The 16,684-nt window shown below is 59.3% G+C and carries 12 protein-coding genes; 1 reads left to right on the top strand and 11 read right to left on the bottom strand.

The window, feature by feature from the left end; translation table 11 throughout:
* Nucleotides 1–3 precede the first annotated feature (3 nt).
* From AB3N21_RS04925 to AB3N21_RS04875, 11 genes are all read right to left on the bottom strand, one after another.
* Nucleotides 4–1,248, bottom strand: coding sequence for a class I SAM-dependent methyltransferase (locus AB3N21_RS04925; protein WP_367934159.1), 1,245 nt, complete (start codon nt 1,246–1,248; stop codon nt 4–6).
* On the bottom strand, nt 1,245–2,450 hold the full coding sequence (locus tag AB3N21_RS04920; RefSeq protein WP_367934158.1) for a DegT/DnrJ/EryC1/StrS family aminotransferase: 1,206 nt from the start codon (nt 2,448–2,450) through the stop codon (nt 1,245–1,247). Before AB3N21_RS04920 ends, AB3N21_RS04925 begins: the two co-directional genes overlap by 4 nt.
* Before the next feature lie 30 nt (nt 2,451–2,480).
* Entirely contained in the window at nt 2,481–3,617 is a 1,137-nt protein-coding gene (gene rfbG / locus AB3N21_RS04915; protein ID WP_367934157.1) for a CDP-glucose 4,6-dehydratase, read from the bottom strand.
* A gap of 7 nt (nt 3,618–3,624) precedes the next feature.
* Nucleotides 3,625–4,434, bottom strand: coding sequence for a glucose-1-phosphate cytidylyltransferase (gene rfbF, locus AB3N21_RS04910; RefSeq protein ID WP_171173148.1), 810 nt, complete (start codon nt 4,432–4,434; stop codon nt 3,625–3,627).
* A gap of 118 nt (nt 4,435–4,552) precedes the next feature.
* On the bottom strand, nt 4,553–6,196 hold the full coding sequence (locus AB3N21_RS04905; RefSeq protein ID WP_367934156.1) for a hypothetical protein: 1,644 nt from the start codon (nt 6,194–6,196) through the stop codon (nt 4,553–4,555).
* A complete protein-coding gene (locus tag AB3N21_RS04900; protein ID WP_367934155.1) occupies nt 6,193–6,624 on the bottom strand; it encodes a GtrA family protein in 432 nt (143 codons plus the stop codon). Before AB3N21_RS04900 ends, AB3N21_RS04905 begins: the two co-directional genes overlap by 4 nt.
* A gap of 87 nt (nt 6,625–6,711) precedes the next feature.
* On the bottom strand, nt 6,712–8,619 hold the full coding sequence (locus AB3N21_RS04895; RefSeq protein ID WP_367934154.1) for a polysaccharide biosynthesis protein: 1,908 nt from the start codon (nt 8,617–8,619) through the stop codon (nt 6,712–6,714).
* Between the two features lie 644 nt (nt 8,620–9,263).
* The gene (locus tag AB3N21_RS04890) at nt 9,264–10,172 is read right to left on the bottom strand and encodes a sulfotransferase (protein WP_367934153.1); all 909 of its coding nucleotides are present in this window, start codon (nt 10,170–10,172) and stop codon (nt 9,264–9,266) included.
* Between the two features lie 28 nt (nt 10,173–10,200).
* Nucleotides 10,201–11,430, bottom strand: a complete 1,230-nt coding sequence (locus AB3N21_RS04885; protein ID WP_367934152.1) for a polysaccharide biosynthesis/export family protein — start codon at nt 11,428–11,430, stop codon at nt 10,201–10,203.
* Between the two features lie 43 nt (nt 11,431–11,473).
* Nucleotides 11,474–12,814, bottom strand: coding sequence for a lipopolysaccharide biosynthesis protein (locus AB3N21_RS04880; RefSeq protein ID WP_367934151.1), 1,341 nt, complete (start codon nt 12,812–12,814; stop codon nt 11,474–11,476).
* Nucleotides 12,815–12,865: 51 nt separating this feature from the next.
* The gene (locus AB3N21_RS04875; protein WP_367934150.1) at nt 12,866–14,635 is read right to left on the bottom strand and encodes a GumC family protein; all 1,770 of its coding nucleotides are present in this window, start codon (nt 14,633–14,635) and stop codon (nt 12,866–12,868) included.
* 933 nt (nt 14,636–15,568) lie between these two features.
* Here AB3N21_RS04875 and AB3N21_RS04870 point away from each other — a divergent pair.
* The gene (locus tag AB3N21_RS04870; RefSeq protein ID WP_367934149.1) at nt 15,569–16,684 is read left to right on the top strand and encodes a glycosyltransferase; all 1,116 of its coding nucleotides are present in this window, start codon (nt 15,569–15,571) and stop codon (nt 16,682–16,684) included.

Here is a 16,684-nt window from a genome sequence, read left to right as displayed (position 1 = left end):
CCCTCAGGGAATGACCACCGGCATCGGCAGAGGCACGATGAACTTGCCACCCCGGGCCTCGAAATCCGCCATCTGCTCGCGGATCTCGTCGAAGAAGTTCCAGGCCAGCACCAGCAGGTAATCCGGCTTGTGTTCTTCGACAGCGTCCGGTGAAAGAACAGGGATCATCATTCCCGGCGAGTAAAGTCCTTGCTTGAGCGGATTGCGATCGACAAGGAAATCAAGAGTATCCGGCCCGATGTTGAAATAGTTGAGCAGCGTATTGCCCTTGGCCGGCGCACCATAGCCCGCAACCGTCTTGCCGCTTGCCTTGATCTCGGACAGCATGCGGGTCAGCGTGTCGCCCAGTTCCTGCACACGGCCCGCAAAGGACTCATAGCTTTCACGGCGTGTCATGCCAGCCGCTTTCTCTTCTTCCAGCATCGATGCGACGATCGGAGCAGGCGACTGTTTCAGCGCCGCAGGCTGCATGAAGACCCGCATCGACCCGCCATGAACCGGCAACTTGGTCACATCGACCACGTCCAGCCCAACGGCCTCGCCTAGCCGCACAATCGACAGCAGGCTCAGCTCGGACAGATGCTCGTGATAGACGTTGTCGAACTCATTGGTCTCAAGGATCGCCTTGCCCCATGGCACTTCGATGATAAAGACACCGTCATCTTCGAGCAGCGCCAGAACGCCTTCGGCAAAACCATGGAGGTCGTCGATATGGTTGAAGGTGTTGGTGGTGGTGATGACCTTGGCCGGGCCTTCCGCCTCACGCACCTCGCGTGCCGTCTTGGGGTTGAAAAAGTCTGTGTGAACCCTGACCCCACGCTCAGCTGCGATCCGTGCCAGATTGGCGGCAGGGTCGATGCCGAGGGTCTTTCCGCCGAGACTGTTGGCATGGGAGAGCATCAGCCCGTCATTGCATCCGATATCGACGATCAGGCCTCCATCTGCCCGGTCCACGCAAACCTGTGCCAGACCGGCGAAATGCGTGTGCATTGTCGCCGCCCCCGAGGGGACATACAGGTAATCGGTGAAGAAATCCGGTGGCACCTGGTCGGCGACCTGAATCAGGCCGCAATCCAGACAGGCCTGCGTGTTCAGCGGGAATGCCGGTTGCGGCTGCTCGCGCTCATCCGCGCGCACAAACATATTCGCCGGGGGATGATCACCCATCGGCAATACCAGCATCAGGTTGTCCGAGCTGCACGCCCGGCAAGTTGTCCGTACCGATGGTCTGATGAACTGCTGGTTCATGATGCCAGCTCCTTTTGATGTTGCGTGGCGAACTCGTCAAACTTGCCGTGCATGTAATCGATATGCGCCTGTGTCAGCCCGTGATGACAGGCCAGCAGGATACCGCCACGCATTACGGCATCGGCAACGGGATAGCCGGCCGGGTCCGCACGGTATTCGACGTCCTTCATCGCCGGTTGCCGCAGGATGTTGCCGGTAAAGACGGGGCGGGTCTGGATGTCCGCAGTTTCAAGGAAGATTTGCATCTGCCGCCGGGTGAACGGCGCGCCGGGCCGCAAAGTCAGCGGAAAGGCAAGCCAGCCGGTCCGCGATCCGGGCAACTGCTCGGGCAGGATGAACCAGTCTTCGTAACGGGCAAAGAAGGCGCGATGCGCGTCAAAGCTCTCCTCGCGCACGCGGATGTTGTTGTCCAGCTTGCCCAGCTGTACCAACCCAAAGGCGGCGCTGATCTCGGAGGGTTCGACGTTGTAACCCAAATCCTCAAACAGGAATTTGGCATCGTATTCAATGTCATCCAGTTTGACGTTGAAGCGATTTTCGATGGCCTCGGATTCCACGAACAGCGACGAGCTGCGGCCCCACGAGCGCAACAGCAGCGCCTTGCGGGCCAGCTCATCGTCGTTGACACACAACATGCCGCCATTGCCCGCCCCGTTGATCACGTGGCTGCCATAGAAGCTGGTGGTCGAAACGTCGGAGTAGACCCCGGTGCTGGTCCCGTCGATGGTTGCGCCCAGCGTGTCGGCGCTGTCCTCGATCACCTTTAGTCCATGGGCATCGGCCAGTTCACGAATGCGCCGCCAGTCCGGCAGGTTGCCGATCAGCGATGGGATCATCACAGCGGATGTGTTGGGGGTAATCATCCGCTCGATCGCGTCCACATCGATATTGTAGGTGCCGGGGGCAGCATCCACAAAAACCGGGATCAGCCCCTGCCGGACCAGCGGCGCAACGGTGGTGGCAAACGTGAGTGCCGGAGTAATGACTTCGCTGCCCTTGGGCAGATCCAGAATCTCGACCGCCAGATAATTGGCCGACGAACCGGAGTTGACCATGATGCCATGGTTCTTGGCAAAAAGCGCCGAGACCTTTTCCTGCATCTCCCGGACCTTCGGCCCCATCTGTGTCGAGGTCTTGAGCACCTCGACCACGGCGTCGATCTCTTCCTGGCCGTGAACGGTCTGACCGTAATTTACTCGCATATAATTCTTCTCCTCAATAAACCCGCGCCTTTACTGCGCGGCGACCGTGGCCCGGTCGAACATGTCCGATGACATCAGGTTGCTGTAATGGCCGATCTGGGCATCGGTGATCCCGGCCATGGCCTCACCGGCGGCATGTGACCGATACCAGTCCACCGTCAACTGGATCGCCTCGGGCAGGTCCAATTGCGGGCGCCAGCCCAGCCGGGTCTGCGCCTTGGTGCTGTCCAGCCGCAGAATGCCGGCTTCGTGCATCCCGTCGGGCGGGCCGTCGCCGGTGTGGTGGAACGTGAATTCCGGCGCTCCAGCGCCCCAGGAATGCTGCATCATCATCGCCAGATTGCGCACATTGACCGTGCCGGACACGTCCGGCCCAAAGTTCCAAGGCCCGGCAAACGGCTGGCCTTTGTCCAACAGCTTTGCAGCCAGCCCCAGATAGCCGGAAATCGGCTCCAGCACATGCTGCCAGGGACGCACGCTGAACGGGCTGCGGATATGCAGAGGTTTGCCCGCCTCAGCCGAGCGCACGATATCCGGCACCAGCCGGTCCTCGCCCCAGTCGCCGCCGCCGAACACGTTGCCCGCGCGCACCGTGGCCAGCTGTGGCCCCTGCGGATCGCCGAAGAACGAGTGCTGATAGGCCTGAGCGACCAACTCGGTACAGCCCTTCGAGGCGCTGTAGGGATCCCTGCCCCCCATGGGATCGTTTTCGCGATAGCCCCAAGTCCACTCTTTGTTGTCGTAGCACTTATCACTGGTGACAACGACGACAGCCTTGAGCGACTTCATCTTCAGCGCCGCATCCAGCACGTGGGCCGTGCCTGACACGTTTGTGGCAAAGGTCTCGGCCGGCTCCCGGTAGGAGCGCCGCACCAAAGGTTGAGCCGCCATGTGAAACACCACCTCGGCATCGACATCCGCTACCGCCTTTTGCAAGGCGACAGGGTCGCGGATATCGGCAAAGCGGCTGTCCATGATCACCGGCAAGCCACAGGCCTCATAAAACGACGGCCCCTTCTCGGGCGGCAGCGACACACCGGTCAACTGCGCGCCCAGCCGGTACAGCCAAACCGACAGCCAACCACCCTTGAACCCGCTATGCCCGGTGACAAGGACGCGGCGGCCCGAAAAAATACCGCCGAAGATGGGATCAACCTGACCAGCCATGTTCACCTCAGATCGCCAAAGCCGGATAGCTTGCCGGCGCTTCATCGTCGAAGTTCATCCAGGGCGGCGTTTCTTCATCGCACAGCCCGTTCAGCGTGGCACGATCACGGATAGTGTCCATCGGATGCCAGAATCCGGCGTGCTTGAACGCCATCAACTCACCATCGCGGGCCATCTGGGTCAGCGGCGACTGCTCCAGCGGCTCCATGTCGTCGACCATGTAGTCCATGACGCCGGGCTCAAATACGAAGAACCCGCCGTTGATCCAGGTTTCGCGCTTGCGCACCTTTTCAGTAAAGGCATCGACCCGGTCGCCCTTCAGTTCGATATTGCCAAAGCGCGCAGGCGGCTGCACCGCGGTGACGGTGGCCAGCTTGCCATGCGACTTGTGGAACTCGATCAGCGCGTTGATGTCGATATTGCCAAGACCGTCGGAATAGGTGCACATGAAGGTCTCGCCGGGATCGAGCCACTCTTTCAGGCGCCGGATGCGGCCACTGGTCATGGTATGCGCACCGGTATCCACAACGGATACGTTCCAGCCGCCCGGGGCGGTCGGCACCAGCTTGAGCTCACCGGTGTCCAGCGACACCGAGATATTGTTCGCAATCAGGTGATAGTTGGCAAAGAACTGCTTGAGCAGCAGCGCCTTGTATCCGGCGGCCACGACAAAATCGCGATGGCCGAAATGGCTGTAGATATCCATCACGCGGGCAATGATCGGGCGCCCGCCGACTTCTACCATCGGCTTGGGGATGGAGACCGTTTCTTCGGCCAGCCGTGAACCCAGTCCACCAGCCAAAAGTACCGTTTTCATTGTCTTTCCTTCCTCTAACTTACTAATAACAAAAAAGAACACACATGAAATCAGACCACCTGCTCGGTCAGCCCAATCCCTCTCCCTTCCTTCGAGATCTCGTTGCCCGCTGTGCCGATCATTGCGACACCTCCGGGTTTTTCATGTACACGATCCCCTGACCGTAGCGGTTTTTCAGCCCAGCGACCTCGACAGGCTGATACCCGTTTGCCTCCGCATAGCGCTGCAGCGGGGCTTCAAGCACCAGGTCGTAACCCAACAGGAATGCGGACGGGGGATTGGTATCGAAGAGCGCGGTCAAACCGTCCTCGCCCACCATCTGGTATTCATTGGCCAGCACCGGGTTGGTAAAGGGCGCGATGCGATAGGCGAACGGCCCTGTCGCGAATTCACCGTAAACCGGCAACCCGGCTTCAAGCGGATAAAGCGGAAAGAGGGTTGCAACCGGCCCAACGGAATTGCCGTTCTCTGCCAGAACCTGACGCAGGGCCTCACCGCCCCGAGCAACCTTGGCGGTGGTAAACTTGCCGGGCTCGGTCAGTGCGAGCAGTCCGGGCGCCAGACGCGGCAATCCGAGCAGTACCAAGACAAGCAGACCGGCACCAAAGATCGGCATGACCTCGCGGCGGTGAACATGCAGCAGGCGGCGATAAACTATGGCGCACAGGATGGGCAGGCAGACCAGCGGCTGAATGTAGTATTGCGGGAAGCCGGGTGTGGGCACCAAGCTCATCCCGGCAGTCAGAGCCAGCACGCCCAGTACCACGAGGATCTGACCCCGATACGACTCCTCCAGCACGTCGCCCGAGCTGGTATCGCGCAGGGCCACCCAGATCAGGAAGAACAGAACCATGGTCATGACCAGGCCGACGCCGGACAACCATGCGCCATAGGCCAACTGCACCTTGCCCGCCAGTCCCATCGCAAGCCCGGGCTCGAAGGCGGCGTTGGCCTGCCAGTATTCCACATGCGGGCCGGTGTGGAACTTGACCACATGGGCCAAGAACAACTGCGGATCGGCCCCCAGATACCAGAACAGCGGCACCGCACCGATCAGCCCGCCCAGGACCAACGGCACCACCACCTTGTTGATGCGGTACTCGCTCGACATCTCGCGGGGCAGGAAAAAGGCCCCGATTGCAATCGGCGGAATGAACATGATGGCGCTGACCTTCATGCCCGCCGCGATGGACAGACAAATTCCTGCGATCACGAGCATTATCTTGCGCGGACGATTTCCCAGCGTCTCAGAAATGAACAAACCCAGCCCAAGTACAGCAAACGGCAGCGGCAGCAGGTTGTTGGTCGCCGCCATACCGGCCTGCGTCAACAGCGGCTCGCACGCCATAAGCGCCACCGGAAAGAACAGGCCCAAGACGACCGAGTGCGAAATCCGATAGGTGACCCACCCCAGACCGCTGACCAATAGAAGCCAGGCAAAGAACACACCCAGCCGGGCCGAACCCAGCAGGCCTTGATCTTCGAACAGCAGATGGAAGCCCCGGAAGAACCAAGCGGAATTGGGCACATGATTGTAGAAGAAGTCGCGATAAAGCTGCCACTGCCCCAGCAGTTCCGCCGGGGTCACAAACATCATCTCGTCCCGGCGCAGACCGAAGCTCATCATCCGGCCATAGATCGCCGCCGCCAACAGGCCCAGCATCAATGCCACCGCACCGACGCGGATCATGCGCAAGGTCAGGTGCTGTTTCATGCCGTGCTCGTCCTCCTGCACAGCGTCGCGGATATCGGTCGCGCTCATAGCCGCTCATCCCCCTTCGCTCCGGGCCGAACACCCAAAGCATGAGAGATCATCACGTAAGACAGAATCACCACCGGCCCGAGCGCCACCGCCTGCGCCAGATAGGCATTCAGGCCGGCGACCATGAATGCACGCAGCAGAAAGGCATTCGCAAAATAGATGATGACGTAGGAGAGCGCGTAGAGCGGCAGCCGGGCGTATCCACGCACACCAAAGACATAACGGCCATGAATCCAGTAGTTCCAGATCACACCGATCACGAACTGCACGATGAGAGCAACCTGCGGATGCGCACCCAGAAACACCAGCGCTGCAAACACGCTGTAGCCGAATGCGGTGTTGATGACGCCCGCGCCAAGAAACCGCACCACCCGCGACCGAGGGCTGGGCGGGGTATCAACAGGTTTGGAAAAACTGCGCACCGTCATTCAAACATTCGCCCTTAAGGGCCCTTAAACTTAAACTCTCAACCGGTCGGGCGCTGACGCCCAACCAAAACTCATATCCAGACGAAATTACCGTCCGGCGCTCAGCCGCGGTTGTTCCGCGCCCGCATCCACCGCAGGAATATCGTTCTTCGGCAAAAGATCCGTCGCAGTCAGCACCGGCTTCTTAATTGAATCCGACACATCGACCGAACGCAGCCCGTTGATGCCATAACCCGGCACCAGATCCTTGAGCAGACGCTTGACCGACAGTTCGTCACCCACCGCCGCGGCCTGCTCGAGCTTGAGGATTGTGGCGCGCAGACGCGCAATTGCCACTCCGTCGGGCCGCGCCGAACTGACACCGGGAATGCCGCATTCACGCCGCTCTTCTGATGCATCAAACAGCTCTTCGAACAGTTTCTCGCCGGGGCGGCTGCCGATGAACTTGATGTCGATGTCTTCGTAAGGCGTGAGACCCGCCAGCCGGATCATCCGCTCGGCCAGATCGACGATCTTGACCGGACGGCCCATGTCGAGGACAAAAATCTCGCCATGGCTGGTGTCCAGCGTCAGGCCACTGGCTGCCGCAACCAGCGTCAACTGCACCGCTTCGCGGATGGTCATGAAATACCGTTCCATCTTGCGGTCGGTCACAGTCAGCGGCCCGCCCTTGGAAATCTGCCGCTGGAACAGCGGGATAAGCGAACCGGACGAGCCCAGAACATTTCCGAACCGGACCGAGAAGAAACGGGTCATTTCTTCGGTCTCATTGGTGATCCGGTCTTGTGCCTGGACATAGAACTCGGCCACGCGCTTGGTCGCGCCCATCACGTTGGTGGTGTTGACCGCCTTGTCGGTCGACACCTGCACCATGGCGATGGCGCCGACGTTGCGGGCAGCATCCGCCACGTTACGGGTGCCGATCACATTGGTCAGCACGCCCTCGCAGGGGTTCAGTTCGACCAGAGGCACATGTTTCAGCGCGGCGGCATTAAACACCAGTTCGGGGCGATGGCGCTCGAAGATCGCATTGACCCGGGCAGCGTCGCGGATGCTGGCCACATACATGCGGCGCGCGACATCCGGGAAGTTCTGGCTCAGGTCCATGTCGATGGAATAGGCGTTGAACTCGCAGTTATCGATCATCACCAGCTCGGCGGGATCAAAGGATGCGATCTGACGGGTCAGTTCGCTGCCGATCGAGCCACCGGCTCCGGTCACCAGCACGCGGCGGCCCTGGAACAGTTCGCGCAGCATCGAGCGCTCGACCGCTTTTTGTGGACGGTCCAGAATATCCTCGGGCTTGACCGTGCGCAGGCTCGACTTGTCGGCGTCGGCCTCGGTACCCAGTTCCTCAAGCCCGGCCAGACGCGATACGGCGATGCCATGCGCCTCGGACCAGCTGATCAACTTGCGAATGCCGTCGCTTTCGAAATGGGTCACCGGTTCGGTCAGGAACAGGCGCTGCGGCAGCATGTTGCAATGCTTGAGCCGTGCGATCAGGCAGTCGGGGTCCAGTAGCGACCCGATGATCTGCACGTCGTGGAAATACAGGCCCTGCGTGTTACGCGCGTCGTCGATGATGCCGACCGGCTGGTACTTGGACCCAGTGTTGCGCAGCGAGCGCACAAACAGGTCGCAGCTTGCGCCGGTTCCGACCAGCAGCACGGGGATCTTGTCGGCATGCTGCGCCATCAGACGCTTATTCTGACGCGCCAACTCACGGCTGCGCGCCACAACCCGCAGCGCGCTCAGAGCGGGGACAGCCAACAGAAACTGGATGACGTAAACCGGCAGGGGCACTTGCGCGGTGACAGTCAACACCGAGGCCATGAGCGCCAGCAGGACAACGGAAAGAACCGCCCCAACGAGAATGTGAGCGACGTCGCGCAGCGAGGTTGAGCGGGTGTGCCGACGATAGACCCCGGACACGGGAAAGGCGATCAGACCGGCCAAACCGGACAACAGCGCCAGCGGCAGCAAGGCTGGCGACAATTCAGCGGGGACAGACCCGCCATTGGCAAGAAGAACGGCGAGACAGACTGTAACCACAGCTGCCAATACGTCGCCAAACACCAAACGGTGATTGGCGCGAATTTCCGCAATGACTTGTTTTTGCCAAGAATTGAATTTCAGCAAATCGTTCTGCGGTAAATTAATTTCCTTTTTCCGGGATGACTCCCCGGATGGACAATACTCATACTCATGCATAGGTGAACGCTCCAGCGTCTCTATTAGGCCCCCGACTACTCGCTCAAAAAATATCCGCCCGGCAAAAGCCGGTTATTATGACATATAAGAGCAAACAAATTGCCGAGCGCATCGCGCCGACAATCAGCTACCTGATCTTGCTTCTGACTTTCCCCCTTTGCGCGAATACATCAAAAACTGCTCGCGCCAACTTTTACCCCCTCACACACATCCCGTCTTCGAAGCGACGGGAGAAACAACCAAAAGAAATCCGTTAACTTCGGATTAACGGTAACATATTGCTTGTCAGATCAAAATTGATTTTTCAAAAAAATGTCCACCTTCAGACACAATCACGCCAAGATGCAAATTTGGCGATTTTACTATTATTATTCAAATAGTTATGAACTATCACCCAGCAACCTGGTTACCTTTGGCAGATCACAACTTCATGTGTTGCCGGAGCCACCGCTGACAACCGCACCTGCCCCTACGGCAACCTGCGTCGAATCAAATCCTGCGCCCGCGCCCGATTCGATTGCACCCTCGGTCTGCAGCTTGGTCCATGGTCGACAAACCTCTGGGTTGTACGCCCTCAGCTGCTCCACATCCTTCAGGTAGAAATCCGTCATTTTCTCTGCAATGTCAGTGGGTAACGGGGGATACGCAACCTTGCGCGCAACCGCACCACGCAGGGTGCGCAGCGGCCAACTATGACGGATCGGATCCAGAACAGGCCGGAACGGCGCCAACACCTGGCGCAGGCCACGGGGGACAACCGGTGCTTCCTTGTCCTTGACCCGCTGCTGAACAGGTGGGCTCAGTTCCTCGCCAAAGCCCACATGCCGGCTGACCTTGCTCAGCTGGTCCTGCGGCGCGGTGCGGATATCCTCATACGCCAGCAGCAGAATGTCCTCGGACGGGAACAGGTCGTAGAAGCGGCGCAGGTGATGGGCGTAGCGGCCGTCGTTCAGAAACCGTTCTTCGGCGGCGATGTCGGGATCCAGATAGCGGCGAATATCGCCCGAGACCTCACCCCGCCGGAACAACATGCAATAGTCGGAATAGGCACGCTGCACCGGGTCGCGCATCTGCAAGATCAGCTTCACTCCGGGACAGTCCCGCGCAATGCGACCCGCTGCTTCGGGCTGGGTCAGATATGAGTTGGACTTTTCCCCGATAAGACGGGTGGCATCATTCGGGTCGAACTGATCGCGAAACCAGTGAGACCCGCGGTGATACTCCCGCGAGAAATAGTGCAACTCGGGGCCCGGCATATGTATCGCCGGGTTCTGTTCCAGAGAGCGCTGCAGCCAAGTCGTGGCGCATTTCGCGGCGCCGATTATAAGGAAGTCCACATTCTGGTCCGGGGGCAAAGGCATGGCTTCAATTCCCAGCGGTCTGGCCGGACAACGGTTCCAGAACGAGCTCTCGGGTCACGTCCAGAGTATCGCCCGCTTGCAGCTTTGTTTTGGCATCAATCTGGGTCGTCACCGCATCGTCTCCGCGTGTGACCGCATACCGGATCACCGCCTCCCCGCTGGGTTCGGTGTCGGTCGTCAGCCCTGCCGCCACCACCTCGGAGTGAAGGAGCCGGGCCGTGGCAAGACGCGTCTGCAGGGTGGTCAGTTCTTGCTCCACTGTATTAAGGCGAACCAACGCGTTGGATCGGGCGGTATCGAGCAAGGCCAGCCCATCCCGCTCTGCCCGGTTCAGCTGCTGCCGCGCGGTCAGCTGCGCGATATCCAGATTCAGCCGCTCGGCTTCGAGGTTGTTCAGCGCGTTCGTCAGGGCTGTGACCCTCGTGTTCACTGTCAGGCCCTTTTCCTTAAGCGACGTCACGTTGTCCAAATCCTTCTTGGTCAGTGCGATCCGCTCTTCCAGCAGCTCAAGTTGGGCCGCAAGGCTCGCGATCTTTTCGGTCAGCACCGATTTCAGCTCACGAATACTCTCTTCTTGGCCGCTCCGCGCATTTTGAGCGGCAATCAAGATTTCCCCCTCCAAACCAGAAGGTACCTGTGCTGACCCAGCGGCGCCCTGCGAAGAAACCGCGTCCAGATCGGCAACAAGGCGGCGCTTTTCCTGCTGCAAGTCCTCAATTTGTTCATTGAGCAGGCGGATTTCCCCGCCGAGGCGCAGCGGCTGCAGATCGGTTCCGTTGTTGAACTGGACCGGCGGCCGCAGCGGCCCGCCCGCCAAGGCCAGAGCCTGCTGCGCGGTCAGACCCGGCCGGAAGGGATATGCACCCGGGCCCGCGACATCGCCTAGAACATAGACGGGGAGGTGATCTATCACCTCAAGCGCGATCTGCGGCGGCTCCGCCATGCCGGTCTGGCGGCGCAAACGTATCTCGAGCATCCGGGACAGATCGCCGGTGTTCTTGCCTTGCGCTTCGATCTGCCCGATCAATGGCACGGCCAATGTCCCGTCCTGCGCAACCGTGTATTCGCCCGAGATACCGTCCCATCTCAGGTACGTGGTCGATGTGGGATCCCACCTCATCGCGCGGACGACAACCCGGTCCTGGGGAACCAAAAGATAGCTGTCTGCATGCGCGGCAGACATCAGCCCGAGCACAAAAAGCAGCCCAACTCTCATGACATTGGTGAAGCTCAAAGGACGTTCCTCCAAAAACTTGATATTGCCAAACTCAGGTCTCTCAACTCGACACCTCCTTGGCAACAACGGTCTGACGCAAACTCTTGCGAAGTATAACAACACATAAGATCAACCAGATCGCATTACAGATCAAATGTGTACCGGCGCCGCCGGCCACTCCAAACAATTTGACCATGGGCACAACCAGAACAAAGAAAAGCACGGTGGACGTGGCGCCGATTCGCACCATGACACGGTCTTGATCAAGGCTCAGCAACGCGGGGTTCATGACGATCCCGCACATGTAAAATCCGACCGCCACCGCTTGGATCGCCACAACCGGCACGGCGGGCGCAAACGTGTCGCCGAAGATCGTCGTAACGATGGGTTCTAGCTGCCAGATAACCGGCGCAAGCACGACGATCATTACCGCAGCAAACCCCAGGCTGACACCACGCACAACCCGGCCGATACGGGCCAGTTCCCCTCGGGCTGCAAAGCGTGTCAGCTCAGGGTAAATGGCCTGACTGATCGGACGGCCGAGCCTGAGCGCCACATCACCACACCGCCGAGCGACATGATAGTAACCGACCGAGGCGGCCGGAACCAAAGCCGCCAGGATGATGACGTCAAATCGTTGTGAGGTCTGGCGCAAAATGACGGCCAGATTACTGTTCCACATCAGGCGCAGTAACCCCGGGTTCTCGTTCAGCGCCTCGCGCACCGCACCAATCCGAACCTGTTGGTTGCGGCGGCGCATCTCCCGGATGCCAGCAATCAATGCCGCCGTTCCGTTCAATAGGCTGACAATCACGTAAATCGCGACAAACCCGGCCAACCCAAATCCTGCAGCCCAAATACCCACCGCCAAGGCAGCCCGAAGACCGGCAACAGCGGTGTCGATCTTGGCCAGCAAATCGAAGCGGTCATACAACCGCAACAATGCCAACCCGGTCGCTCGCAATGAGATCAGCGCCGCCGCTGCCGCCGCAATCAACAGCCAATACTGCGACGCATCGAATCCGAACCAAGGGGCCGCGACCGGCACCAGCAGCAGTGCAACACTGGCGGCCAGAACACCTCCGAAGAGGTCCAGCAGTACCGACAACCCGACAAGGCGCCCGAAGCGCCCGTCATTATCAGCCTCCAGGGCTTCGCTTCCGTTTCGGATAACGGCCTGCCACGGTTCCAGATGGATCAGACGTTCAATGATGCGGCCGTAGGATTCCACCAGCGCCAGCATACCAAGACCTGCCGCCCCCAGCGCCCGGGCTCCGAACGCCAGATAGATCATGCCTAATAGCGCGACGGCCACCTGAGAGGAAAAAATCCACTTCAGATTGCGCAGCAAACGCTGCGCCACCGGCTCATTTCTGAACCCGGATGCCAGTCGGGAGATCACGCCAACACACCGTTTCGCACAAGCCAGACCCTCCGGTTTGCGCGCTGCGGATCAGGAGTAATCCGATGTGCCATATGAATAATAATGCGCATAGCCACCATATCCGTACCTGCGGTGCTTGCGGGTATCGACGTCATTTACCAGTGTTGCCGAAACCTCGATCCCGTTCATCGAAAGCTTCTCCGTCGCGTCTCTCAGGACCGCCTCAGTCGTGTTCCCCCAGCGAACCACAAGTAGCGTTCGGTCAATCAGCGGCCCCAATCTGCACGCGTCATCGACGATCAGAACAGGCGGCGTATCCACAAGGATAAGATCGTAATAGCCCAGCAAGCCTTCTTTCAATTCGGCAAGCGCCGTCTTCAAAGCAGGCAACGGCGATTTCGATCTTGTTTTGAGGCTCAGCAGGGTAATGCCCTCCATGGCCTCGCCTTCGACATTCACGGGTTCGGATGCGCCATCACCGGCAAGCACCTCTTCCACGGAAAGGGCCGTTTGCTCGACGCCGAACAGCTTCATCGCGCCGCGACGGTGACTGTCGAAATCCAACACAAGGACTTTCATCCCGTCCCGGGCCGCAGCCGCTGCAAGGGAAACCGCCACCGTGGATTTCCCCTCGTTCGGAAGTCCTGACGTAACCATCATGACCTTGCCCGCACTTCCCACGTTGAACCAAAGGGTCAGGAAACTGTGCAACGCTTCGGCGAAAGACGAATTCGGATTATTTTCAAGAAACCACAGTGGTTCATGCCGCCGGGGAAACAGCCCGCGTTTCTTGATGCGCGGCAGAAATCCGTAGTTTACCAGACCCGTGACTCGCAGGATCTGGTTCTCGCTCCAGACCCGGGTGTTCATGTTTTCGGTCAGATAGGCGATGATGAATGCCAGCGTGAACCCAGCGGCGGCACTTGCCGCAACGGCCAGCCTGGGATTGGGCCAATAAGGGTCGACCGGAACGCGGGCGACAGACACCTGACGCGCGCCCTGCCCTACGAATTGCAACTGCGTTTCCAGCTCGTTGAGCTTTTCGATGGACGTCTGATAACGCGCCCGCAACAACTCTAGAGAACGCTCCTTGCGCATCAGCGCCAGTTCGGCCCGCGTACGCGCGTGCAGGGCCGCTTGCGCCTCCTCAAGCTCTTTTGCGATCAGCGGCGCCTCTTCGGCCGAGGCCGGATCGTCTCGGACGACTTCATAGATGGACGTAAGGCGCTCAACATCCGCGCGCAGGCGGATCGGAAGGTTCTGGTCATCCAGATTGTTCTCGCGAATATCGGCGGCCAGTTCCAGCTCGGATTGCGACAGCTCTTCACCCAATTCCTCGACGCGCGTGCGCAGGAATTCAATCGACTGAGTGATCCCTTCCCGGCGCTTGAGCATGGACTTCAGAATGTAGATTTCGGCAACAGTGTTTGCGATGTCTGCCGCCAGCGCCGGATCCACCGATGTCGCGGTAATTTCGATGGCCAAGCTCTCGCCGTGTCGGGATACACTGTATAAGCTCAGCATCTTGTCGATGACCCGCTCGCGCCGCGCCACCTCCGGTTCCGGCCGATCAGGGTCTATCACACCCGCGAATCCCGGATCGTCAAACAGGGAAAGAACCGTCGTAACTTCGGCGGCGAATTCGCGGGATTTGAGAACGTCGAGTTCAGTTTCAATGACGACGCGCGACAGCTCAAAGGACTCAAGCTGCACATCCGTTGCCCGCACCCGGGTGTCCTGTAACGCCATCACGACGGTCGAACGGGATTTGTAGTGCGGCTCCATCTCGGACACGACGGCAAATGTCGCAGCCACGCAGGCTGCTGTAATCACAAGCACCAGAACGATATGCCGGCGCACCAAGTGCCAGATACCGCTCAACCCGATACGATCGTCCCCACGGGTTTGGTTTGTTTTCTCAAGTTTTTCCAATACCGACATTCACAAATCACCAGACTAAAAGTCAGTCTTCAAACCACTACACCGTCCAAGATGTGGCAGCAGATCTTATAAATAAACCCTTGCCCCCTCAGAACTTCCCTCTGCGCGTGGTGTCGGGCCGGACAATCAAAATCTTGTCAGTCGAGTCCCAGACACCCCACGTCCCGACCGCCGAGCGACGCGCACTCTCGACAACCCAAGCTGCGAACCGCAGCCAAACAAACATCCGTATCTCAGAAGGAAGCACCGGACGTGCCGATCCACAGCATGTTCCAGTATCAGCAGCTTCGTCCAACCGAAGCTGGCAAAAGAAGCAAAACGGCGCCGAAAGACGGCCCCGCCACCCATATTAGTCACAAAACAACCCACCCCGACATAGCCATCAAGGAACCTTAAAACTCATTCATGCTGCAAAACTTGCAATAAATTACGATTCCATACAAGTTGATTCTATATGAACTGTATCGAATCGGAATTTGATTAAAGCCGATTGGAAATCAATGCGTCTGGAGGGGTAGTGCCGGCGCAGCTCGTGTTTTGTGACTTCTGATCGGCTTGTGCTTGATTGGATTAGTAAGTTGTGGACTGGATTGTGATTAAGTCTTCAAAAGTATTTGTTTTCGATGTGAGCTCTGTTTTGAGACCGCTCATCAAGACTTCCGCGCCATTTGCGAGATGCATCCACGGTCTGACCCGTTGCTTTCACTTGCGCCTCGCCCAACCAACTCGAGTGCCGCAGACCCTGCCTGCTCGGCCCCGCACAACTCTCGCTGGCAACAACGGGAACCTCACGCCTGCTGGGCGGCAGAGAATGGTGCGCGCGCGATGATCATGCATGTCGTCACCGATTTCGGATCGCAGGGCGGCGCCCAGACTATGCTGGCTCGGCTGTTGGCTCACTCAGGAGAACCGGCGGTTGTGGTTTCGCTGGTGGGCGTTTCTGATCGCAACGTGGATCAGGCGAACAATCCGAACGTCATCTACCACGCGCTGCAAGCCCGCTCGCTACGCGCCCTACCGCGGGCCGTTGTGGGTCTGGCAGGCCTGATCCGCCAGCACAGGCCGGACACGGTCCTGTGCTGGATGTACCACCCGATGGTCATCGGACTGGCGGCCGCGGCGGTCTCGCTCACCAGAACGCCGGTCTTCTGGACCGTCCGTCAGGCCTTGGACGACCCTGCGGCACTGACAACCAGCACCCGTGCAGCCGTTACACTGTCCAGCAAACTGTCGCGCGCCAGCGCCGGCATCATCTACAACTCGGACCGCGCCCGGCTGCAGCACGCCAAGTACGGCTTTAAGGACAACAAGTCCTTTGTCATCCCGAACGGGTTTGATGTTCCGGACGGCCAGAACACGCGGCAAGGCCCGGCGCGTGTTTTTGGGCTTGCTGCACGGTTTCATCCGCAAAAGGACTACTCGACCTTTCTTGCCGCCGCCGGCATGGCATCCCGCGAGGTCCCCGATCTTCGCTTCATGGCGGCCGGGGACAAAGTGACAGCCGACAATCACGAACTGCTGGCTCTGATTGAAAAAAACGGGCTGACCACCGATCAGGTCCACCTGTGTGGCGATCTGTTGGACATCGACCCGTTTTATGAAGAGATCGATGTGCTGGTCTTATCGTCGCGGACCGAAGGATTTCCCAACGTCATTGCCGAAGCCATGTGCCACGGGCGCCCGGTTGTCAGCACGGATGTCGGAGATTCTGCTTTGATCGTCGATGACTGCGGGTACATCGTACCGCCCCGCGACCCCAAGGCGCTGGCAGCGGCGATGGTGAACGTCGCCAAATGGCCAGCCTCAAAATACCGGGACAAGAGCCTTCAGGCGCGAAATCAGATTGCGCGCAACTATGCGCTTCCGAAGATCGCCAATGCCTATGAAGCGGTGCTGACCGGAGATCGGTCGGGCGCCGGTGCCTGGATGTCCGTAAACGCTGAATGA

The sequence above is a fragment of the Ruegeria sp. genome (genome assembly GCF_040830605.1).
Lineage (GTDB): Bacteria > Pseudomonadota > Alphaproteobacteria > Rhodobacterales > Rhodobacteraceae > Ruegeria.
This window is presented reverse-complemented; position numbering and strand designations above follow the sequence as displayed.